The sequence below is a fragment of the Streptomyces sp. AC512_CC834 genome, from assembly GCF_019049325.1.
In the GTDB taxonomy this organism is placed as follows: domain Bacteria; phylum Actinomycetota; class Actinomycetes; order Streptomycetales; family Streptomycetaceae; genus Streptomyces.
In genome coordinates this window covers 55,823-77,542 of sequence record NZ_JAGMUO010000061.1, presented here as the reverse complement: position 1 = coordinate 77,542, position 21,720 = coordinate 55,823, and the positions used below count along the sequence as shown (strand labels likewise).

At 71.2% G+C, this 21,720-nt stretch carries 17 protein-coding genes and 1 pseudogene; 6 read left to right on the top strand and 12 right to left on the bottom strand.

Annotation, left to right across the window (positions count from 1 at the left end):
• Window positions 1–52: 52 nt before the first annotated feature.
• Both KUM40_RS21965 and KUM40_RS21960 read left to right on the top strand, forming a co-directional pair.
• A complete protein-coding gene (locus KUM40_RS21965; protein ID WP_217167736.1) occupies window positions 53–1,711 on the top strand; it encodes a hypothetical protein in 1,659 nt (552 codons plus the stop codon).
• 1 nt (window position 1,712) lies between these two features.
• Window positions 1,713–2,114: a hypothetical protein gene (locus tag KUM40_RS21960; RefSeq protein ID WP_217167735.1), complete on the top strand. Its 402-nt coding sequence runs from the start codon at window positions 1,713–1,715 to the stop codon at window positions 2,112–2,114.
• Window positions 2,115–2,163: 49 nt separating this feature from the next.
• Here KUM40_RS21960 and KUM40_RS21955 read toward each other — a convergent pair whose 3' ends face one another.
• The 7 genes from KUM40_RS21955 to KUM40_RS21925 all read right to left on the bottom strand — a co-directional run bounded on the left by KUM40_RS21955 (window position 2,164) and on the right by KUM40_RS21925 (window position 11,670).
• Entirely contained in the window at window positions 2,164–3,237 is a 1,074-nt protein-coding gene (locus KUM40_RS21955) for a DUF917 domain-containing protein (protein ID WP_254395478.1), read from the bottom strand.
• Between the two features lie 4 nt (window positions 3,238–3,241).
• Window positions 3,242–4,900, bottom strand: coding sequence for a helix-turn-helix domain-containing protein (locus tag KUM40_RS21950; protein WP_308401205.1), 1,659 nt, complete (start codon window positions 4,898–4,900; stop codon window positions 3,242–3,244).
• A gap of 28 nt (window positions 4,901–4,928) precedes the next feature.
• Window positions 4,929–5,924 carry a DUF917 domain-containing protein gene (locus tag KUM40_RS21945; RefSeq protein WP_254395477.1) on the bottom strand — a complete coding sequence of 332 codons (996 nt, stop codon included), beginning with the start codon at window positions 5,922–5,924 and terminating at the stop codon, window positions 4,929–4,931.
• Window positions 5,925–6,007: 83 nt separating this feature from the next.
• Entirely contained in the window at window positions 6,008–7,582 is a 1,575-nt protein-coding gene (locus KUM40_RS21940; protein WP_217167733.1) for a hydantoinase/oxoprolinase N-terminal domain-containing protein, read from the bottom strand.
• 537 nt (window positions 7,583–8,119) lie between these two features.
• On the bottom strand, window positions 8,120–9,637 hold the full coding sequence (locus KUM40_RS21935) for an MFS transporter (RefSeq protein ID WP_217167732.1): 1,518 nt from the start codon (window positions 9,635–9,637) through the stop codon (window positions 8,120–8,122).
• 419 nt (window positions 9,638–10,056) lie between these two features.
• Window positions 10,057–10,629 (bottom strand): cysteine dioxygenase family protein, encoded by a 573-nt coding sequence (locus KUM40_RS21930; protein WP_217167731.1) that lies wholly within the window; start codon window positions 10,627–10,629, stop codon window positions 10,057–10,059.
• Between the two features lie 135 nt (window positions 10,630–10,764).
• Window positions 10,765–11,670, bottom strand: a complete 906-nt coding sequence (locus KUM40_RS21925) for a LysR family transcriptional regulator (protein WP_217167730.1) — start codon at window positions 11,668–11,670, stop codon at window positions 10,765–10,767.
• Between the two features lie 80 nt (window positions 11,671–11,750).
• Here KUM40_RS21925 and KUM40_RS21920 point away from each other — a divergent pair, with 80 nt between their 5' ends.
• Together KUM40_RS21920 and KUM40_RS41555 are read left to right on the top strand one after the other, a co-directional pair.
• Window positions 11,751–12,290, top strand: a complete 540-nt coding sequence (locus KUM40_RS21920; RefSeq protein WP_254395475.1) for a hypothetical protein — start codon at window positions 11,751–11,753, stop codon at window positions 12,288–12,290.
• Window positions 12,291–12,604: 314 nt separating this feature from the next.
• Window positions 12,605–14,773 (top strand): SGNH/GDSL hydrolase family protein, encoded by a 2,169-nt coding sequence (locus tag KUM40_RS41555; protein WP_254395474.1) that lies wholly within the window; start codon window positions 12,605–12,607, stop codon window positions 14,771–14,773.
• An 89-nt stretch (window positions 14,774–14,862) separates the two neighbouring features.
• Here the strand turns inward: KUM40_RS41555 and KUM40_RS41550 are convergent.
• The 4 genes and pseudogenes from KUM40_RS41550 to KUM40_RS21905 form a co-directional block, all read right to left on the bottom strand.
• Window positions 14,863–15,030, bottom strand: a pseudogene (locus KUM40_RS41550) (IS110 family transposase); the annotation flags it as partial.
• 283 nt (window positions 15,031–15,313) lie between these two features.
• Entirely contained in the window at window positions 15,314–15,475 is a 162-nt protein-coding gene (locus KUM40_RS41545) for a hypothetical protein (protein WP_254395473.1), read from the bottom strand.
• A gap of 14 nt (window positions 15,476–15,489) precedes the next feature.
• Complete coding sequence (locus tag KUM40_RS41540) at window positions 15,490–16,359, bottom strand: hypothetical protein (protein WP_254395472.1); 870 nt, start codon at window positions 16,357–16,359, stop codon at window positions 15,490–15,492.
• A gap of 132 nt (window positions 16,360–16,491) precedes the next feature.
• The gene (locus tag KUM40_RS21905; protein WP_217167729.1) at window positions 16,492–17,583 is read right to left on the bottom strand and encodes an NAD(P)/FAD-dependent oxidoreductase; all 1,092 of its coding nucleotides are present in this window, start codon (window positions 17,581–17,583) and stop codon (window positions 16,492–16,494) included.
• Between the two features lie 651 nt (window positions 17,584–18,234).
• On the opposite strand from KUM40_RS21905, the gene KUM40_RS21900 reads away from it, so the two are divergent.
• Window positions 18,235–18,516: a hypothetical protein gene (locus KUM40_RS21900; RefSeq protein WP_217167728.1), complete on the top strand. Its 282-nt coding sequence runs from the start codon at window positions 18,235–18,237 to the stop codon at window positions 18,514–18,516.
• Between the two features lie 156 nt (window positions 18,517–18,672).
• Window positions 18,673–19,584, top strand: coding sequence for an MFS transporter (locus tag KUM40_RS21895; RefSeq protein WP_217167745.1), 912 nt, complete (start codon window positions 18,673–18,675; stop codon window positions 19,582–19,584).
• Window positions 19,585–19,827: 243 nt separating this feature from the next.
• Here KUM40_RS21895 and KUM40_RS21890 read toward each other — a convergent pair whose 3' ends face one another.
• The gene (locus tag KUM40_RS21890; protein ID WP_217167727.1) at window positions 19,828–21,702 is read right to left on the bottom strand and encodes a glycoside hydrolase family 2 protein; all 1,875 of its coding nucleotides are present in this window, start codon (window positions 21,700–21,702) and stop codon (window positions 19,828–19,830) included.
• Window positions 21,703–21,720: the final 18 nt, after the last annotated feature.

The window sequence follows — 21,720 nt, the reverse complement described above, 5'->3', positions numbered from 1 at the left end:
TCGTGCTGTGGAGTCACCTACGACACCTGTGCGGACACCAGAGGAGGTTCCGATGTCTCCCAGGACGACCACCGGGAAATGGTGGAAGGGCACCACGCCCGAACCGTTCACCGCACGGCCGGGATCGGGGGGTCCGTTCCGCGGCCGTGTGCGCTCGAGCCGCGAGATCGTCCCCGGGATCCCCGCACTCAGTGACGAGTCGATCGGATGGCTGGCCCATCTCCACCGCAAGGTCGACTACGGAGGTACGTGGACCATGAACGACACGCCTCACGAGTCGTGGGACGACCGGTCGTTCACACCGTTCGGCAACTTCCCTCGCTACGACCTCACATGGAGCCAGTGGTCGCTGGCCCTGATGGCCGAGACGACCCCGGCATGGCGCGAGGTCTATACGAAGATCCTCGGTTTCGCGAGCGACCGGTACCTGGAGTACTGGTCGCTGTACGAGTGGCTCGAGCACCGGGGCGACGACCCGACGCGTGACATGTACCCACCGGAGTGGACGGTCGTGTTCCCGCCCGGCCAGGCCGGGAAGTACAACGCGGTGGGGTGGGCGGGAAACGGCTCGGGCGGCTACGAGTACGACCCCGACCCGGTGCGGGGTGCCGGACAGAACCTCATGTACAAGGGCTACCTGAACCTGTCGCTGTCGCTCTACTCCTACGTTTCCGGCGACGACCGTTACGACCGCCCGTTCGATGTGGTCTACGACTCCGAGAACTCCTTCCGTTACGACCACCGAGAGCTCAACGAGCTGATCGCGCGGCAGTGGCGCGAGTTCTGGCCCGGTATCGCCTGTGAGGCCGGCAAGATCTTCCCCTGGTGCAACGCCCTGACCGGCAGTGCGGTCCGCCTCTTCGACGTCATGCACGGAACCGACTTGCTCAGCGCCTTCGACAACTGGAAGCGCTACGGACGGCGTCACTACTTCCCCGTGAACGAGGAGTCGGGCCGGATCGAAGCCCTGTCCAACTACTACGACCCGGACTACGACTTCAACTCCAACCAGCCCCACATGCAGGGGTCAGGACTGTACGCCCCGGTGCTCTGGCACGGGATCGGACTGGACCGTCCGCTGTCCGAACGCATGTACGCGGGCATGCTCCACCACTTCCTGCGCGAGCAGCCCGACGGCACCGCCTACCTGTCGCCCGTCCCCGGGATGGACATCGACGCCAACACGGCGACCGGGCTCGGCGCGGCCTGCGCGTTGGAACTGGGCGACCGTGAGACCTACAGCGCGCTGCGCGGATTCATCGAGGCCAACTACGAACCGACGTGGGACGACGAGCACGGCGAGTTCTCCTTCGGCTTCGGTCTCGGCGAGAACTGGCCGCGCGGCCAGTACAACGCCTGGCTGATGCCCGCGTTCTCCGTGGCCGCTCCCGGTCAGTGGCACACCCTGCACAGCAGTCCCAACACCCTCAAGTTCCACGAGCCCACTCTCGAAGGGGTCGATTACCCCACCGTGCGGGTCCGTCAGGCCTACTACGACGCCAAGTCCCGAGCGCTGAACGTCGCGATCACCTCCGCCGACATGAACGCCCTGGGCAAGCCGACGACGCTCACCGTCTCGCAGCTCATCGACCAGGCCGACTATCAGGTACTCCTCGACGGCCAACCCGTTGACGTACCCCAGCCGCGGGGCGGGAAGGTCGTCGTCCCGACGACCATCGGGGCGCACACCCTCCTCGTCCGGCAGTACTGACATGTTCATCCAGAAGCCGAACGAAGCGCTCGTCGGCCGGCTGCTCGTCTCACTCGACCGTGGTGACCTCGACCAGTGGGCCACCCGCCTGATCGCCGAACACGCCACGCTCCACGGCACGGACGACGTGAAGCCGCGCGGACCGCGGGACATCGTCACGCAGTACCTGTGTCCCTTGCGTGACAGTCTGAACGGCACCACTGTCGGGCTCGACGTGACCATCGACGATGCCGGGGCGACGGTGTCCCTCGACGGCGACGGGCGGGGCAGGGAGCTGTTCCTGTACGTCGAGTCGGGGAGGATCAGCGAAATGTGGGAGTACCCGAGCGGCTCGGTTCCCGACGGGGTGACCCTCGCGCGGCGTTCGGCGACCCCGGGCGCCGGCTCGTGCTGCGGCGACTGAACCTGCCGCCGGCCTCGTGAGGCGGGGCCCGAAAGGGTCCGGGCCCCGCTCACGGCAGGGTGTGCGCCTCGCAGTCGAATCCATAGGCTCGGGGTGACAGCGTCAGTCCCTGTCGGGGATGCCGCCAGAACGGCGAGGCCGGCAGCTGTACGACAACGACGTCGCGACCTTGCCGCACCTGATCGCAGGAGACGGGGGCACCGTTTCGGCGGTCGAGTACGGCGAGTACGTCGGGTGTGGTGGCGACCACCATTCCGTCCCGCAGGGCCACCAGGTACTCGTTCTCCATCTCCAGTCGCAGGGTCCGGCGGGTGTCCGGCTCGGCGACGGCGACGGTCCCCCGGGCGAATCCGGGACGCCCCTGGTGGGTGGGGCCGGGCCTGCGCCGGACCTCGACGACCCTGCCCCCGCCCAGTATCCGCCCTCTCGAGTCATGGGCGAACTCCGCTAACCCGGAAGGGCTGTTGCCGTACGCCAGGGAGTCGCGCCCCAGGGCGAGCGCTCGGCTCACCGTGCCCAGGACCGTGCAGTCGCGCAGTCGCCGGGCGGGGATGGGGGCGAGTGCCATCATCCCCCAGCCGCTGGTACCACTGGCGAACGCGCGTGCGGTCCGCTCGACCCGGGAAGGGTCCCCTTCCGCGACGACCATCAGTTCGCCTCCGGTCTCCGAGAAGGCGATGGGCGCGAGGCTCCGGCCCGCCGCGCAGACGGATGCCTGGTTGAGCCTGGTGAGCCCCCGTCCGGCGAGGTCGGCGTCCACCCAGGGCAGGCCGAGCCGGGCACCGAGGAAGAAGGGCAGCAGTCCGTTGAAACCCGCGAGCCCCACGGTCATCAGCGCGTCCGCGGGCTCGCCCGTCCAGCGGCAGATGGCGGCCACGGCGGAGACCAGTTCGTCGCCGCCCGGTGGCTTCTCCAGCAGGGCACCGGTCGACCCGAACCCGCCGACCGGTACGACACGGGCCTGGGGCGGGAGTGCGGCCGCGGCGGTGAGGGGCAACCGGTGCCCTGCCGCCAGCGCGGACCTCAGCCAGTCCGCCGCGATCATGGTGTCGCCGCTGCCGCCCGAGGCCAGGAGGGAAGCGCCCCGTTCGAGTGCCGCGATCTGTGAAGTGGCGATGACCATGCGATCAGTCTGCCCGGCCAGTGCCGAAGCGAGGGGGGACGGGGGGACGGGACCCGGGCCGCGGACGGCGATCACCCGCCAGTGCCACGGTCCGGCAGGCGAGATGCAGCGCGAGCCGGTCGTCGCGGTCCTTGAGCGTGACGTCGAGGGTCCGTTCGACGCGTTCGACGCGGGAGGCGACGGTGTTGCGGTGCACGCCCAGAACGGCCGCGGTCTCCGCGAGCGAACCCCCCGAGTCCAGATAGGCGGAGAGGGTGCCGACGAGGTCGCCCGGGAGCTCACCGAGAGGGGCGAGCAGCTTGCGCGCCGCCGGTTCGAAGGTGTCCGTCCGTGCCCACTCCAGCAGCAGCTGCGCCATCCCCAGCTGGTCCGCGCGCAGGAAGTGACCCACCTCCGGCCGGGCCGTGGCGAGCCTGGCCGCGTCACTGGCCTCGCCGAGCGTCGTGGCCAGACCGCCCCAGTCCGCGTGCGGCCTTCCCACTCCCATGTCGGCCCCGACGGTACGGCGCAGCGTGCGATGTGCGTCGCGCACGCGCCTCGCCAGCAGGTCCACCTGGTCGGTGGTGGGTTCGTTGTCGTACGTCGTCCAGGCCGCCCAGCCGTTTCCGTACTCGACCACCACCGGCGAGATGCCCGACGCCTCCAGAACCCTGGTGATGTCGGGGCGACGCGCGATCGTGTCGACCTCCGGGCCGGTGTTGAGCCGCAAGCCCACGTGCCAGCCCGCGAGCGCCCAGCCCGCGTCGGCCGCCCGTCGGCGCAGATCGGATCCCGGGTCCTTGTTCAGCCGCAGCAGATCGCCGAGGAGCGTGCCGCGTGACCTGGCGTCCCGCTCCAGGTCGAGCCGGTGGGAGAGCAGCCAGCGCTGGATCGCGCCGGCCGCCACGTCGAGCGCCCGCGCGACGGCGTCCGCGCGGCACGCCGAGATCGGCGGAAGGTCGACGGCGAGCCACTCACTGACGCGATTCGCCTCCGTATGCGGCACGGGATGGACGAGCACCAGGCCCCGCTCGTGCGGGGTGCGGCTCGGGACCGGCAGAACGTCGGGCTTCGGACCGGTGACCGACAACCCGCCGGCGAGGCGTTCGCCCTTGTCGTCGAGCAGCGCCACGGGTGCGTGGACGATGTCACCGAACTTCGCCACGACCACGTCGGGCGGGTACGCCCGCTTCCCGAGTGCCCGATGCGTGTCCAGCAGGAGCCGGGCCCCGTCCAGTTCGGGCACGGCCATGAACATCCGGGCGGACACACACAGATCCAGCGGCGCACCGGTCGTCCCGAGCAGCGGCACCTCCAGGAGGTCGGCGAGACGGCGGGTGGACCGGAGCGGTTCCAGCCCCGGCAGAACGAGCCCCGCGCCGGTCGCGTCGGCGATCCTCCTCAGCAGTACGTCGACGCGCCAGTCGTCGAGCGACAGTGGCGGCATCAGGACCACCAGCTCTCCCTCGTGGAGAGGGCGTCGCAGGTCCACGGTCACCGCCGCACGCACGGTGCGCACCGGACGGTCGAGCGCGCGGGACCCGGCCAGCACACTGACGGAGGTCGACCACTGTTCGGACGCCAGGAGACGGCGCAGGCCGAGGCTCATGAGCCCGTCACCCGGCCCACCGGCCACGCCGTGGACGGCCGGTGCGACGCCGGCTCGGCAGCGGACCGTCCCCACCTGGCCACGATCGGACTCACGCTCCGTCTCAGGATCGGTCGCACACCCTTGGAGCACGTACCGGATCGAGGTCGTACCCGAAGTACCGCGGACCGGCGAGTGCGATCCCCTCCGAAGTGTGCCAGCGGGGATCCGCCGGAGCCACGATCACGGAGAGCCGCCGGCCGAACCGAAGGGTCTCGACGGTGACCGCTTCCCCGGTGTCCGGATCGAGCGTGCAGATCAGGTCCGGGACAGTCGCCAGTACGGAGCCTTCGCGATCCGCGATCAGGTACTCGTTCTGGAACCTCAGCGTCAACGATGTGCCGGTGTCCTGCCCCACCCCGGTCAGCCGCGCCTCACCCCGGGTGAAGCCACCCTCCGTGCGCCGCAGCACCTCCGTCACACGGCCGTCGAACAACCGCTGTCCGGCAAGCCGCGCGGTGACCGCGTCGACCGGGTCGTTCTTCCCGGCACGGGCAGCGGTGACGCACCTGCTGAGATCGAAGCAGAGGCTCAGCGAGCCGGCCACCATGGATTCCTTTGCCTCGAGGCCCGTCATGGCATAGGTACTGCCCAGGGCCATGCTGCCGAACGTGACGGTGATCCCGCGAGCCAGCCGCTCCATCCAGCGGTTGTCGACCGCATGCAGCACTGCCCGGTTTCCCTTCTCGTCCACGAGCGCCATGCGATCCGCGTTGATTCCCCGGAGTGCGGGCAGGGTCATCTGCACCTCGGGGAACGCCCGGCCGACCATGTCGGCGTCGACCAGGGGCAGGCCGGTGCGGGCCGCCGCCGCGATGGGGATCAGGGAGTTGACCCCTCCGATCTCGACGCACGTCACATGTGTGAGTTCGCGTCCCGCGGCGGCGGCGAGTGCCTGTGGGGCGGACGCCGCCTGTTCGATGCCGGGCAGCTTCTCCAGAAGCACTTGAGGCGCCCCGAGGCCCGCGGCCGGGGCGAGCCAACTGTCCGGCGCGAGGTCGTCAAGGCTGACCAGTTCCACCGGTCCGTACTCCCGCAGCGCCGCCCGGGCGAGCAGCATGCCGATGTACGGATCTCCGCCCCCGCCCGTCCCCAGGATCGCGGCCCCCCCTGACGATCTCCTCCACGTCGTCCGCCGTGATCTCACGCATGCCGGGCCACCTCGCCCTTGACGGCCAGTTGGAGGTCCCCGACGGCCTTGGCCCTGATACGGGTGGCGTTGCCGGGCAGGTAGGACAGCGGTACCTCGTCGAAGTCGACGATGCTCACCGTGGAAGGATCCGCGCCGGCCGCCACCGCCCGGGCCACCGCTTCCTCCTTCGCCTCGCCGATCACGGACTCGCGACTCGCGGTGTCGATCGCGTACACCCGGTCGATCTCCCCGCCGACCTGGGCGATCGCCGCACCGATCGCGTTGGCCACGGCGGAGTGCTCCGGACGGTGCACCGCCCCGATGTCCACCAACTCGTCCGGCAACAGGAGCGCCCCTCCTCCGACCGCGACCAGTGGCAGGGGCCGCGCCGACGTACGCATTCTCTGCACACCGTCGGCGATCTCGTCGGCGATCCGGGCCAGCACCGAGTCCACGAAGGCAGGTTCCAGGTGCCGCACCCGGTCCCGGTCCCCGACCTCCGCGCGTCCGGCGGCCACGGCGATGTCCGTCGTCGTGAGGGTGTCACCCCCGAAGACCAGCGCTCTGGAGGTCAGCCGGTGGCCGACGGACCGGGGGCCGATCGCCGGGACGGGCGCCTCACCGCGGACCTCGCTTCCACCCCCGATGCCCAGGGACACCACTTCGGGCATCCGGAAATTGGTGCGGACGCCGGCCACCCGGACGTCGGCTGTCGCCTCGCGGGGGAATCCACCCTGGAGCACGCCGATGTCGGTGGTGGTACCCCCCACGTCGATGACGGCGCAGGTGTCGAACCCGGACAGCACCGCGGCGCCGCGCATGGAGTTGGTCGGCCCGGACGCGAAGGTCGCCACCGGGTAGCGGCGGGCCTGGTCGACATCTATCAGAGTGCCGTCGTTCTGGCTGAGATAGATCGACGCGGTGACTCCTGTGCCTGCCACGGCCTCCTCGAGGCCGTTGACGATGTGTCCCGCCAGTTCACGCAGCGCCGCGTTGAGGATCGTCGCGTTCTCCCTCTCGATCAGGCCGATACGGCCGATCTCGTGTGAGAGGGAGATGTCAACATCCGGTAGTTCGGCATTGATGATCTCCGCGGCCCTGACCTCGAACTCCGAGTCGACAGGAGAGAAGACCGAACTGATCGCCACACTGCGAATTCCTGCCGCGCCCATGTCGGCCGCGGCGGCACGCACTTCGGACGGGTCGAGTTCCGCGATGTACCGGCCGTCGAACTCGTGGCCGCCGTGGGCTTGGTAGCCACGTCCCGACATCGCCTTGACCAACGCGTCCGGCCAGTTCGTCAGGGGTGGGAGCGAGGCGCCCGACGGCAGCCCCAGCCGCAGCGCCGCGGTCTTCGTGAGCTGTCGGCCCTCGATCAGAGCGTTGATGAACTGAGTCGTGCCGATCATGACGGCACCTATCCGGGACGGATCGAACCCGTGCCGCTTGCGAAGGCCCTTGATCGCGGCCACGATCCCGGAGGTCACATCTGGTGTCGTACTCGCCTTGACGGTGGCCAGCACCCGTCTCCCGTCCACGAGAACGGCGTCGGTGTTGGTTCCACCGACGTCAATTCCGATACGCATGGGAGTCTCCTCGTCGGGGCGCGGGCGGAGGCGAACCGGCAAGGCGGCCGGCCGGGATCAATGTACGACTGGTCTCCCCGGTCGACATCGTGCGTGTTGCCCGGGTCAGGTCCGGGAACAGGGCGCCCCGCACACCGCTCGCCGCACGAAGTCGGCGGCCGGTGGGCGCCGCAGCTCGAGCTCCCCTTGGACTCGAACGCTCAGGCGACGTTCCTGACCGTCCGGCGCCGGTTCCGCGATCCGTCGCACGGGGCGATCTCCACGCGACTTCCCCATACGGTGCCGGGGCCGGCGATCCCCAGGCACTTGTCCGGCCCCTGGGTGACGATCGCACCCTTGCCGGTGGCGGTGAGCCGCTGATTGGCGGGACAGCGGTAGACCCGCACAACGTCAGCCGGGGTCAACGGGTTCATCGTCGGTCCGGCGTGTTTCCGGGCGAACGGAAACGGGCCCGGTGGCCGACGAGATCGTCGGTACCGGGCCCACTACTCGCACCCGCCCCGTCCCCACAGGTGGGTGCGAGCCGCCACATGACGCCTACATGTGGACGGTGGGGGCGGCGTCCGGGTCCGCCGCGGTCGGGACGCCGGGCCGGAAGAGCAACACCGTGATCAGCGCGCCCGTGACGAAGAGCACGGCCGACCACATGAAGGCGGTGGTGTAGGAGTCCATCGCCGCCTGGGCCTGGACCAGCTTGTCGGCCGGGTTCCTGCCGACGAGGTAGGACGTGGCGGCGCCGGCGGCGAGGGTGTTGAGCAGGGGCGTGCCGATGGAGCCGCCGATCTGCTGCATCGTGTTGACGGAGGCGCCCGCGACTCCCGCGTCCTCGGTGGCCACGCCACTGGTACCGACGCTCATGGCCGGGGCCATGACCAGGCCGATGCCGAGGCCGGTGACCAGGAGGGGCGGCAGGACATTGGCGACGTACGAGCTGTCCAGGCCCAGGGCGGTCAGCCAGAACAGGCCGACGGCGCCGAGCGCCATGCCGAGGGGCACGACGATCCTCGGCCCGACCACGGAGAGCAGGAAGGTGGTGGACATGGTGGCCGACACCATCAGCGTCGCGACCATGGGCAGGAAGGCCAGGCCTGTCTGGATGGCGGAGAAGCCCAGGGTGAGTTGAAGGTAGTAGGTGAGGAACAGGAACACGCCGAACATTCCGGCGCTGGCGACCAGCAGTGCCGCGAAGGACGCGCCGCGGTTGCGGTCCAGGAGTACGCGCAGCGGCAGCAGCGGGTGCGCGGCCTTGGTCTGCCACCAGGCGAACACGGTCAGCAGCGCGGTGCCGGCGGCCAGGAAGCCCCACGACAGGGGCGAGCTCCAGTCGTGCGACTCGGCGTTGGAGAAGCCGTAGACGATGCCGAACAGGCCCGCGGTGACCAGAACGGTGCCGGGCACATCGAGCTTGGCACCGCGGTCGCGCTCCGTGCGCTCGAGAAGCAGCCAGCCGCCGACGATCGCGACCACCGCGATGATGAGGTTGACGTAGAGGGTCCAGCGCCAGTTCAGGTACTCGGTGAGCACGCCGCCGAGCAGCAGGCCGACGGCCGCGCCGGAGCCCGCGATGGCACCGAAGATGCCGAAGGCCTTCGCTCGTTCCTTGGCGTCGGTGAACGTGGTGGTGAGAAGGGAGAGGGCGGCCGGGGCCAGCAGTGCGCCGAACAGGCCCTGCAGGGCGCGGCCGGTGACGAGCACCTCGAAGTTCGGGGCGGCGCCGGCTATCGCGGAGGCCACCGCGAAGCCGCCGATGCCCACCAGGAAGGCCGGCTTGCGGCCGAACAGGTCGGCTATCCGGCCGCCCAGCAGCAGGAGGCTGCCGAAGGCGAGTGAGTAGGCGGTGACGATCCAGGTTCGGTTGCCGTCGGAGAAGCCGAGGTCGGCCTGGGCGGACGGGAGGGCGATGTTCACGATGGTCGCGTCCAGTACGACCATCAGCTGGGCGAGGCCGATCATCGCGAGGATCCACCAGCGGCGACCGGACGGGGCGTCGTCGGCTTGAGGACCGGCCTTGTGGAACGGGGTTGTCTCCGACCCCGCGGCGGTTGTCTGGGACATGGGGACGTTCTCCAGTCCTTGGTTCAGTAGAGGGAGAGCCGTCGAAACGAAACCGTTTCGTATCTCCGTCAGAGTACGTCCCCCTCACCGAACGAAGACGCTCCGATCCCCCCATATCGGCGTGATGACGGCCACATGGGGGTGCTAGGAGCGGATTCCGATGCGCGAGCGGTACCGCCGCACCGGCTCGTCCGGCATCCGCCGCGCATACCCACACCGCAGGCAGTGGGCGCGACCGCGGGCATCACGAAGACGGTCCGGCCACGCGGTAGGACGCATCGACCAGGCGGCGACGAACGAGCACGGTTTCTCCGAACCACGCGGGAAACAACGCGAAAGCAATCCTCGGCCCGCCGAGAACACCGTGCGTTCAGTGGCAGACCACCTGTCGGCAGTCGAACGTTCGAGGGTCCGTCATGTCACCGCTCGTCCTCCGGCGACCGGTAGACGCGACGGATGCTGGTGCCCAGGCGGGTGATGTCGGCGCCGTAGACGTGCAGGGAGACCGCCTTGCCGGTGCCGCCGTTCCACACCCGGTGGATGTCGCCCGGCGGTGCGAAGCCGCACACCTCGCCCCGATCGTTGACCACGTCCCGGGTGGCGACCAGACGCCCGGCCGGCTCCCCCGGGACCAGATCGTACCGGCGCTCGTGCTCACGGCCCTCGTGCACACCGGTGACGCACCAGGAGACGTGGTCATGAATGCTGGTGTGCTGGCCGGGCAGCCACACCAGGGAGACGATCGAGAAGCCGCCGTCCTCCTCCGCGTGCAGAACGTGCTGGCGGTAGTGCCCGTCGTCGCCCTCGCACTGGCGGTCCGTCAGCAGATCACCGGTGCCGAGATGGGGTGCCAGCCGGTCGCCGACCAGGCCGGCCGTGCGGCCGGGTGGCAGCCCCTGCCGGACGACGTCCCGAACCTCATGGACGAGGCGGTCGAGGCGGTCGAGGCGAGTGGACGCTCCTGTTCGGGTGGCGCTCGGGGAATCGGTCATGGCGCCCAGCGTCCGGCGCGGCTCCGGCCGCGTCCAACGACGGTTGCTTCGGTGCTGCCCAACAAGTGCTTATGGAACGCCGATTGCTTATGGACCGCCGGGCGGCGGGGACCCCTCCGCCCCGCCGGCAGCGGGTCAGCAGCCCACGCGCCGCTCGGCGACCTCCCTGATCGTGTCGACCACCAGGGCGGTGGCCGGAACCCGCAGGTGCTCGCGCAGCACGTACGCCGAGATCCGGCGGCGCAAGGCCGGCTGCAGGGCCCGGCCGGCGACGCGGTCGAGCCGGAGGAAGGACAGCACGAGGCCCGGCACCATGGCGACCCCCAGTCCCTCGGCGACCAGCGACTGCGTGACCAGACCGTCGTCGGTGGTGAAGGCGATGTCGGGAGCGAAGCCCAACCCGGCGCACTCGTGAAGGAAGTTGGTGCGGCAGCGCGCGCAGCCGACGATCCAGCGTTCCCCCGCGAAGTCGGCGAGCCGCACGGCCCGCCGCCGCGCCTGCGGATGGCCGACCGGCATCAGTACCGTGAGCTGGTCCTCCAGCAGCGGGATCTCCACCACCTCGTCGGGCACCGTCTCAGCCGGCCTCTGATAGGTGAAGGCGAGCGTGATGTCGCACTCGCCCCGTGCCAGTCGCGTGAGCGAGTCGGGAGGTTCGTCGTCGAGCAGGTCGACCCGTATCCCGGGGTGCCCGGCGGCCAGTTCGGCCAGGGTCTCGGGGACGAGGGTGGCGTTGGCGCTGGGAAAGCCGCAGAGCCTGACCGTGCCGCTGCGCAGCCGGGCGATCGCCGTGACCTGTTCCTCCGCGACGGACAGGCTCTCGAGGATGGTATCGGCGTGCCGGGCCAGGGTCTCGCCGGCCTCGGTCAGTCTCATCCGGCGCCCCACCCGGACGAACAACGGACTGCCGAGCGACCGCTCCAGCGCCTTCATCTGCTGGGTCACCGCGGGCTGGGTGTAGCCGAGAAGCGAGGCCGCCCCGGAGTACGTGCCGAGGTTCACCACCGCGTGGAAGGTCCTGATGTGCCGCGCATCGAACACGTGTCGAATCATAAGCGGAAGTTGGATTGCCCGAGGGGGGTGACGGTCCGGGCCGGGAACGGCCTTGACAGGATGCGGACATGAGAGGCATGACTGGCAACGCCCGAGCGGCACTGGCCATATCCCTGTGCGCCGCGTTCTCCCTCCTCACCGCCGGCTGCGCCGGTACCGGCGACGACGGCCGGCCCTCCGGCACCACCGCGCCCGCCGGCGAGACCCCCGGCATCACCTCCGCCCCGGGCCGTGTCGAGGTGCGCATCGCCGATATCGACCTGGCGGTGACCGACGCGGTCGCGCACCTCGGCCCGTCCGGCGGCACACTGAGCATGTCGGTACGGAACGACAGCACGGTGCCCGAACACCTCGGCATGGTCGCCACGTCCACCGGCGGCCGGGGTGTGCTGGCCGGCGCCGAAGGCACGAAGGGCACCGGGGTGCTAACCACCGCGGGCATTCTGCTCCAGCCCGGCACCACCGTCACCTTCGGCGGTGCCGGTGGCGGGCCGAGTGTGGAGCTGCCCCGGGCGCGTGGCACCGGCGGGCAGCGCACGCTCCCCCTCACGCTCCAGTTCGGTGTGGCCGGGCTGGTTCACGTCGACGCGCGAGTCTCCGCCCGCTGAGCAGTGGCTCTCCCCGAGGGGACGTCGGGCGCGGGCGTACGGTGCCCGTCGGCCGAAGGTCCTCCGGTACGCGGTGGACGTGGTGCTGAGCGCGCGCCGGAAGTGCGGCCGCAGGTTGGTGACCGAGCCCGGGCCGCGGTCGAGGGCCACCAGGCCAGTCGAGTCGCCCGTGGTCTCCAGAGACCCCGCCAGGATTCCGACAGACCCCGCCCGCACGGGGGTTGACCGCCCAAGAGTGGTCCGGATAACTTGCATGAGGCTCTGACAACGTTGTCTTCCCTGAGGCGCGCCACCCGTCTCCGAAGGGACAGTCCATGCGAAGATGCGCAGCAATCGTCGCGTTGCTCCTGACCACCGCGGCACTCCCCCTCTCCTCCGCCGCCGCCTCCCCCGCCCACGGAGCGCAGAACGCGGCACACCGGCGAAGCTGGACCGGCACCTGGGCGGCCGCGGCGAGCGACACCGTGGGCGAGACCGGGTTCGCCGGGTACACCATCCGCAATCTCGTCCACACGAGCATCGGGGGCGAGCGGATACGCGTGAAGCTCTCCAACGCCCTTGGTACGCGCCCCGTTCGGTTCGCCCACTCGACGGTGAGCCTGCAGCGGGTGCCCGGAAGTGCCGCGATCGCGCCCCGCTCCCTGCGCGACCTCACCTTCGAAGGGCACCGTTCCGTGACCGTCCCGGCGGGTGCGGAGGCATACAGCGACCCGGTCGGCCTCCCCGTCGCCGAGGCCTCCGAACTCTTCGTCACCACGTACACACCCGAGCCGTCCGGACCGGTCACCCGGCACGGCACCGGCCTCGCCACCTCGTACTACGCCACGGACGGCAAGGACCACGCCGGTGACCTCGACGGCGGTGGACTGCCGTCGACGACGCAGTCATGGCACTACGTCACCGAGGTCGACGTCCAGCCGGGCCCGGCCGGCGCGGCGGCGGGCAGCGGCGCCGTCGTCACCCTCGGGGACTCCATCACCGACGGCTTCGCCTCGACGCCCGGCGCCAACCGGCGCTGGCCGGACCTGCTGGCGGCACGGCTGCGTGCGAGCCACGGCCCCGCCGGCCGGCTCGGCGTTCTCAACGCGGGCATCAGCGGCAACCGTGTGCTGACCGAGGGCGGCGGGCCCAGCGCCACGGCCAGGCTGGAGCGGGACGTGCTGCGCCGGGCGGGCGCGCAGACCGTGATCGTCCTGGAGGGGATCAACGACATCCAGCAGATACCCCGCCAGGGCGACGCGGAGCAGATCATCGCGGGGCTGCGGGAGATCGCCGACCGTTCGCACGCCGCGGGCCTGCGCGTGCTGGGCGGCACCATCACACCGTTCAAGGGATGGGGGTCGTACAGCCCGGAGCAGGAGGCCGCCCGCGCGTCGGTGAACGAGTGGATCCGCGACGGCGGCGTCTTCGACGCGGTGGTCGACTTCGACGCGGCCCTGCGGGACCCGGCGGATCCGCACCGGATGCGGACACGCTACGACAGCGGCGACCATCTGCACCCCAACGACGCCGGCCTCCAGGCCATGGCCGACGCCGTGGACCCACGTACGCTCGGCCGCCCCGGCCCGGTACGGCCCGCGCCCCCTCGCCACCCCGACCGCTCCCTGTCGGTCGCCGCCACGCCGCGACGGGCCGTCACGCTCGCCGGCCGAGCCTCCACCGCCTCCTTCGTCGCGCGGGCGACGGTCCAGGGGGCGGGCACGGTCCGCGGGACGCTCACCGTGACGTTCGGCGGCACGGATCACGAACACTCCTTCGCCGTACCCAGCGGCGGCCGGTTCGCGCAGGTCGACGTGGCACAGGACATCGCCGTCCCGGCGACCCTGGAGGCCGGTGAGCACCGGATCCGGTTCACCGTCCGCACCCGCGACGGGCGCAGTCGGACGACGACGGCCGTCCTGGACGTCCGACGGCTGGGCTGCGGCCCCTCCGCCGACTCCTGCCCGCTCGATCTGACCGGCGTCTACGACCGCGACTCCATCGCGACGGCCGCGCATCCGGGCGCCGGAGACTTCGACGGTCTGGGCTGGAGTTATGCGGCCGAGACGCTGCCCACCACCGGCCCGTCGGTACTGGCCGGGGCACCGTTCGTGTTCCCGTCCTCGGCCGACGGCGCCACAAACACGGTCACCGCCCGGGGACAGACCCTGGCACTGCCCGACGTGCGGGCCCGGGAACTGCACGTCCTGGGCGCCGCCTCGGGCGGCACGGTGGAGGGGGCCGGCACCGTCACCTACGCCGACGGCTCCACCGCCGCCCTGCCCCTGCGGTTCAGCGACTGGGCGGGCAGCCCTCAGTCCGGCGAGACCGTGGCCGTGGCGGCGCCGTACCGGTACCGCGCCGGCGCGGGCCGCGACGGGCCGTCCGTCAACATCTACGCACGCACCATGCCCCTGGACCCCAACCGTGCGGTCCGCTCCCTGCGGTTGCCGGACGATGCCCGGCTCAAGCTGTTCGCCGTGACACTCGACCGGAGCCGCTGAGGGCTTGTCGCCCGGAACCCCTCGCGCCCGCTTTCCCTCCGGACTTGGGTTCTGGCGGCCGTTGCAACACCCCAGCCGCACACTTCCAGGTCGGGCGAGCGCGAGGTGTGCGGCATCTCGCGGGCCGCGTCCGCGACGATGAACGCGTCGCGGGCGTCGGTCCTGGCCCCGCCGGGGCAGAGGTCGACGATCCGCATCGTCGGGCCGGGCGGATGGGCGACCCAGCGGCCCACGTCGCGGGCGACGTCCAGCGGCAGTGGTTCTGATCCGCTTCTTGGGGCGGCTGCGGAGGGTGACGGTCTTTGGCCGGCGACGAGTACCTGCGGGCGGAGGAGTGCGAACCCGGCCGGACCGAGGCCGGCGGTGACGGCATCGAAGTCCTGGCGGAGGCCGCGGGGCAGGGTCTTCAGCGGCTTCGTCCCGGTGTCCTCGGCACTGGTGAGCCGGTCGGCGAGGTCGCGGCCACGGCGGCCGATCATCATCGCGGCGAAGAAACGGACAGTGGTGTCAGCAAAACGTCTCGCAGCAGCCTGGCGTGCTTCACCGTCTGGCTCGATCCGGTGCGCGCGGCGGCTTCTCCACCTCGGGGATGCCGCCCTTGGCCCCACTGCGCGAAGCGCACTCGACCGCGAGTGCGAGGAGCGCCCCGGCTCCCCGGACCGGTGTGCCGCGCAGCAGCGCGGGCAGAGCGGGCTCCAGCACGGACCAGACCGTCGCTACGCGCCGGTCTCGGCCGCCGCACGCAGCGCGTCGGTGACACGTTTCGGTGAACTCGATCCCTTGCGTATCGACGCCTGCAACTGGCCCGCGAGGAGCCTGCCGTCCAGGTGTCCCCGGGCGGCGAGCACGAGCAGGGCGTCCACCGCCGCGTCGCTCAAGTAGTCGATCTTCCTTGCGATCTGCCAGTGTAGGGCGTATCCCGCCGGGCCGCCCGCTTCGGCCAGGCACGCGAGCAGGCGGCCGTCCGCCGCGCTCTTGACGCGTGCGGCCACCTTGTCGCGGTGATGCGGCAGCTGAGCCACCCATGACGGTGCGGCGTAGGTCTCGTAGGTGATGTGACTCCCCTTGTGAGTGCGGTCCCGTTCGTAGGTGCCGGCCAGGGCCGCGGCGACCGGTGGAAGCGGAAGAGTCCGGTTCAGACCGGGGGACACCGGCTCCCACACGCCGGGCGGAGCGTCGGCCGGATCGGCGGCCGGCCACTTCTGCGGGGTCGAGTCCCGGCGTGGCAGGCCGCCCTCGCTCAGCCGGCGCGCCGGCTGCCGGCCGGCGTCCGACCGCAGATCACCCGCGGCGCGCCGCACCTCCTCGTCCGCTGTGGGGGTGAGCCGCAGCAGGGCCTGCGCCAGATCGACCGGTGCCGGTTCGACCCGCAGACGCTCCAGTTCGGCGATGCGTTCCGCCGGCGCGCTCGCGTCCACCGCGCCGGTGGCGTGGGTCGGCAGGGCGAGCAGGAACGGCTGCACGCCGGACTCGATCACCTCGAGGGCTTCCATCAGACGCGCCATGACGTCGATGTCACCGGTGTCGATCACGTGCCGTGTCCTCCGGTCGTACTCGTCCGGCCCTGCCACGGCACTGATCGCCACACCCACATTGCGAAGAGCCTTCCGACCTGCGGAGAAGTCGGTGGTCGTGCCAACTCCGAAGGCCGGTACCCCCGTTGCGGGGCTACGAAGACGGTAATTGGGAGAGGTTCCCCGGATGCCGGGGAACCCCGGTCAGGCACCTGCCGTGTCGCGGGCGGACTCGATCTCGGCCAACCCGTTGGTTGCGCTCTCGGCGCTGCGGGGGAACATGGCCTGCTCGTACTGGGTGAGGGCCTTCTCGATGTCGTCGGGGTGCGCGGCGAGGGCCGCACCGAGTTCGGCGCCGTCGAGCATGGCCAGGTTGGCCCCCTCGCCGTTGGGCGCCGCGAGGTGGGCGGCGTCGCCGAGCAGGGTCACGCCCGGCACCCGGTCCCACCGGTGTCCGGTCGGCAGGGCGTGGAGGGGGCACAGCACCGGCGCGACATCGCTGTCGGTGATCAGCGCGGTGAGTTCCGGCACCCAGCCGACGAACTCCTGCGCGACCCGCGCGGCGGCATCCGCGGCATCGGTGAAATCGACGGCGGCGAACCAGTCCTGCGGCTCGGCCAGCCCCGCGTAGGCGTGCAGGGTGTCGTCCTTCTCCCGGTGGGCGAAGATCTCCCTGCCCGGTGCGGTGGCGAGCAACATCCCCGCGCCGACCGTTTTCGCCGCGGCCGGATGCCGGGTGACGGCGTCGTACAGGTAGGTCTCCACGACCGACTTGCCGATGTACTCGGGAGTGGCGGTGGACAGCAGTGGCCGTACCCGTGACCACGCTCCGTCCGCGCCGACCAGCAGGTCGGTGACCAGTGCGTCGCCGTCGGAGAACGTCACTTCGTGGCGGCCCTCACCGAGGGCACGGACGCGGTCGGCCTTGCGCCCCCACCGGACGGTGCCTGCCGGGAGTGAGTCGAGCAGGAGCTGTCGCAGGTCACCGCGCTGCACCTCGGGTCGTTCGCCCGTGCCGTCGTCGGCCTGGTCCAGCAGCACGGTTCCGTCCGGGGCGAGGATCCGCATCGCCTGGCGGCCCTCGAGGACGACGGCGTGGAACTCGTCCGTCAGGCCGGCCGCCGTGAGTGCGAGCTGCCCGTTGTAGTCGCGGATGTCGAGCAGTCCGCCCTGTGAGCGTGCCGAGGGGGAGGGCTCCGCCTCGTGGACCGTGACCGGGATGCCGTGGACGTGCAGGACACGGGCCAGCGTGAGCCCGCCGAGTCCGGCGCCGATGATCGTGACGGGGGTGTGCATGGTGGCTCCGTAAGTTGTTGGGCGGCCCGGGAGGGCCGGCCGTCTCCAGAAAGATGCCGGACCCCGCCGACATCCGACCGATGTCCGGCCGGCAGCCCCGACAGATCCCCTACCTTCCGCCGACATTTCACCGACACCACACGGGGACGATCCCATCTGCCGGGTTCTTGAGCTGTCGCCGTCGGCGCGACTCATCCGCACCTCGGTCAACGGAACCGACGACGCCCGGCCGCCGGACCCGGTCGACCGCGACTTCACCGCCGCCCCTCCCCCGGCCTGGTTCCGGTTCCCATCGGCGCAGTACTTGCCGAACGCGGATTACTCGTACTGCTCTGCGGCGCATGCGACGAAGTGGCGGGGCGCCGGGGGCGGCTGGTGCACAGCACGAACGCCTCGCGGTCGTCGAGCCTGCGCTGTGCCGCGCTCGACCGGTCGGGGTCGAACTCCTCCAGGAGCCGGACGCAGCGCTCCCGCACGTCGTCGAGGTCCCACGGCCTCGCGCACCATCACGTCGAGGTCGAGCTGCGGCATCGGCCGCCCGACGAACCCACTGGCGTGGTGGGCGACACCGAGGTTGCTCAGCACGTCGACGACCACCGGCCGGCTTCGGGCTTCCCCGGTCCGCGGGCCCGGTCGGTTCCCTGATCGGCGATGCCGCCCTCGTCAGCGGTGGCCGCCTCGCCGATCACGCCCACGACGGCCGCTTCGTCCTCGTCGACCGTTCCCCGGACGCCCGTTGCGCCGCCGCCGTGCAAGAGCTCCGGACCGAGGTCGCCCGTCGCGGACGCCGGCAACGAGGGGCCCGGCCTCCTCGTCCGTCCCGGCCGCGTCATCGTGTGGGCCGCACAGGAGACCCCGGGCGACGCCGACGGCCTTGACCGCGCCGCCGAGGCTCTCGCCGCCGCGCTCTCCCGCTGGGTCGTGCGGCGGTGACCGTCGAACACCGGCCCCGCCTCAGGGGCGGGGTGGGACCGCTGATCGCGCTGACCATGACGGGCGGCTTCATGGCTGGCCTGGACACCTCCCTAGTCAACGTGGGCCTGGCGACGGCGTTGCCCGCGTGCTCGTGGCTTCAGCGCCCGCTGGGCGCTGTGCGCGTTCGCTCCCAGCCCGACGGTCCTCGTCGTCGCCCGGGTCCTGCAGGGCGCGGCGGGGGGACTGCTGGTCCCGGCCGGGCAGAGCATCGTCTTCCACGCGGTCGATCCGTCCCGGATCGGCCGGGTCGTGTCCACCGCGGGGATCGCACTCGTCCTCGCGCCGGCCATCGGGCCGACCCTCGGCGGTCTGCTGATCGACAGTCTCGGGCGGCGTTGGCTGTTCCTGGTCAATCTGCCCGTCGGGGCCGCCGCGCTGCTCCTGGCATCGCGGGTGCTTCCGAAAAACGACGCCGACCGGACGGCGCGACTCGACGTGGTCGGGCTGGCGCTGCCGACGTCCGGCCTGCCGCTCCTGTCATTCGGTCTCACCCGCGTCGGCGGGGCGGGAGCCGCCGGCGTCCGCGGAGCCGTCCTCGCCGGTGCCGGCGCGCTGCTGCTGATCGCCTACCTGGTCGAGGCCCGCCTGCGCACCAGCGGTACCGCGCGCCCCACCCTGCTGCATCTGGGCCTGCTGCGCCGGCCCACCTGCACAACGGCGCTCGTGACCGCCTTCCTCACGGGACTCAGTCTGTTCGGAGGGCTTGTCCTGCCGCCCCTCTGCTACGAGCGGCTTCGCGGTCAGACGGTGATCGCGACCGGGCTCCTGCTGCCGGCCTACGGAGCGGGCGCGGCGGTCGCGATGCGGGTGGGCGGACGCCTCACCGACCGGATCGGTGCCGGCGCCGCATGTGTCATCGGGCTGATCGTCACGATCGGCTCGACACTCCCCTTCGTCCTCCTTCCCGCCGACACCGACCTCGTCACCGTGGAGGCGCTCCAGGCCGTCCGTGGCACAGGCGTCGGCATCGCCGGGCTGCCGGGCCCTGACGGCCGCCGTCCGGGCCGGCAAGGACCGTCTCGGTGACGCCACGACCATCGCCAACATCGCTCAGCGTCTGGGACGGAGCCTGGGCGGCGCCTGCGTCGTCATCGTGGCGCCCCGGGCCGATTCCCTCCTCGGCGGCTTCCACCGTGCCTTCGGACTGCTCTCGGCCGCCGCCTGTCTCGTCCTCGTCTCGGCGCTGGTCCTGGCAGCCGTCGGGCGACGTCACGACGCGGAGCCGCACGGACACGCCTGGCGTCGGGCCGGGCCGGGCCCGTGTCGGGACTACCGCTTGATCTCCTCGTCGGTCCGCTTCGCGTCCGTCGGAGCGTCCTGCTCCCGTGCGGCGGCTTCGATCGCCGCGGGCCGGTGCTGCGCCGAGCGGATGCGCCGGGTCTCGAACTTCTCCGACCGGTCGAATCCGTAGACGCCGTTCTGTTCCTGGAAGACGTCGGTCAGCTGTGTGTAGCAGTATCCGAACATGTCCGGGTGGTCGAGCAGCGCCGCGACGAGTCCCTCGAACCGGGTGTGGAACTCCTCGACGCCGTGCACCCGGTTGCCGTACCCCCAGGAGGTGGCGTCCGACTGCGGCCGGTCGGCCTCGGCCGGATTCCACCAGATGCCGCCGAACTCGCTGACGAAGAAGGGCTGGCCGCGATAGCCGACGGACCAGGATTCGCCGGTGTCGTCCGACCGGTTCACGTAGGGCTCGCCGTCGTGGAGGGCGGCGTGGTTGGCGGCGAACGTGTCCGGGTCCTGTTCGTAGTCGTGGCTGTCGAACACGTCGGACTCGACGATCCGGTGCGCGTAGCCGGAGGTGTCGAGCACCGGCCGGGAGGTGTCGTGGGCCTTCGTGGCCAGGAACATCCCGCGCATCACGTCGTCCAGCGCGGTGATCCTGTCGCCGTAGGCCTGCCAGGTCTCGTTCATCGGGCACCAGCCGATGATCGACGGGTGGGAGTGGTCCCGTTCCAGCACCTCCAGCCATTCCTGGACGTACGACGCGTCCGGACGCTGGTTGGTGGACCGACCCTCCTCGGTGTTGCAGCCCCAGTCGCCGAACTCGCCCCACACCAGGTAGCCCAGGCGGTCGGCGTGGTAGAGGTAGCGCTCCTCGAAGACCTTCTGGTGCAGCCGCGCACCGTTGAAGCCGGCCGCCTGGCCGAGTCGGATGTCTTGGACCAGGTCGGCGTCGCTGGGCGCGGTCATCAGCCCGTCCGGGTAGTAGCCCTGGTCCAGTACCAGTCGTTGGAAGACGACCTCGCCGTTGATCCTGATCTGTTTGCCGGTGACCGCGACGCCGCGCAGGCCCGCGTACGACTCGACCGTGTCGACGACCCGTCCGTCCGCGTCCCGCAACTCGATGTCGAGGCCGTACAAATGCGGGTCCGACGGCGACCAGGTCCGGATCCGCTCCGGTGGCAGCACCAGGCTCAGCCGCGGCGCGAGGTCCAGGTCGGCGCGGACGCTGCCGCGCACCACCTCGCCGGATTCGTCGCGGACCCGGAGATGAACCGCGCCGCCGGGCAGGTTCGCCGAGAGCGGCACCTGAACGTCGAGGGCTCCGGCCGCGAGGTTGGGTGTGATGCGGGGGCGGCGGATGGCGGTCGGTGGCACCGGTTCCATCCAGACGGTCTGCCAGATGCCGGTCGTACGCCCGTACTTGGGCCCGCTCGGCGCGTACGCCACCGACTGCTTGCCTCTGGCCTGCGGAGCCTCCGGCTCGTCCCGGGCCCGCACCACGAGCGGCACCGGCACCCCGGCGGGGGCGGCGTCGGTGATGTCGAACCCGAAGCCGGAGAACCCGCCCCGGTGCCGCCCGACCTCGACGCCGTTCACCCAGACGGTCGCGTCGTGGTCGACCGCACCGAAGTGCAGCAGCACCCGGTGGCCCGCCCAGTCCCGTGGCACGGTGATCAGGCGGCGGTACCAGACCGCCCGCATGAAGTCCTGCTCCTCGACGCCGGAGAGCCTCGATTCGGGGGCGAAGGGCACCAGGATCTCGCCGGCCAGTCCTCGCTCGGCCAGCCCGCGCTCCCGGCCGGTGTCGGACCGGTCGATCTCGAACTCCCAGCTGCCGTTGAGGTTCAGCCAGCGATCGCGCCGGAACTGCGGTCGCGGATACTCCGGCCGGGGCGGCTCGGATCGATCGATCGACATGGGGACAGCCTTTCCGTC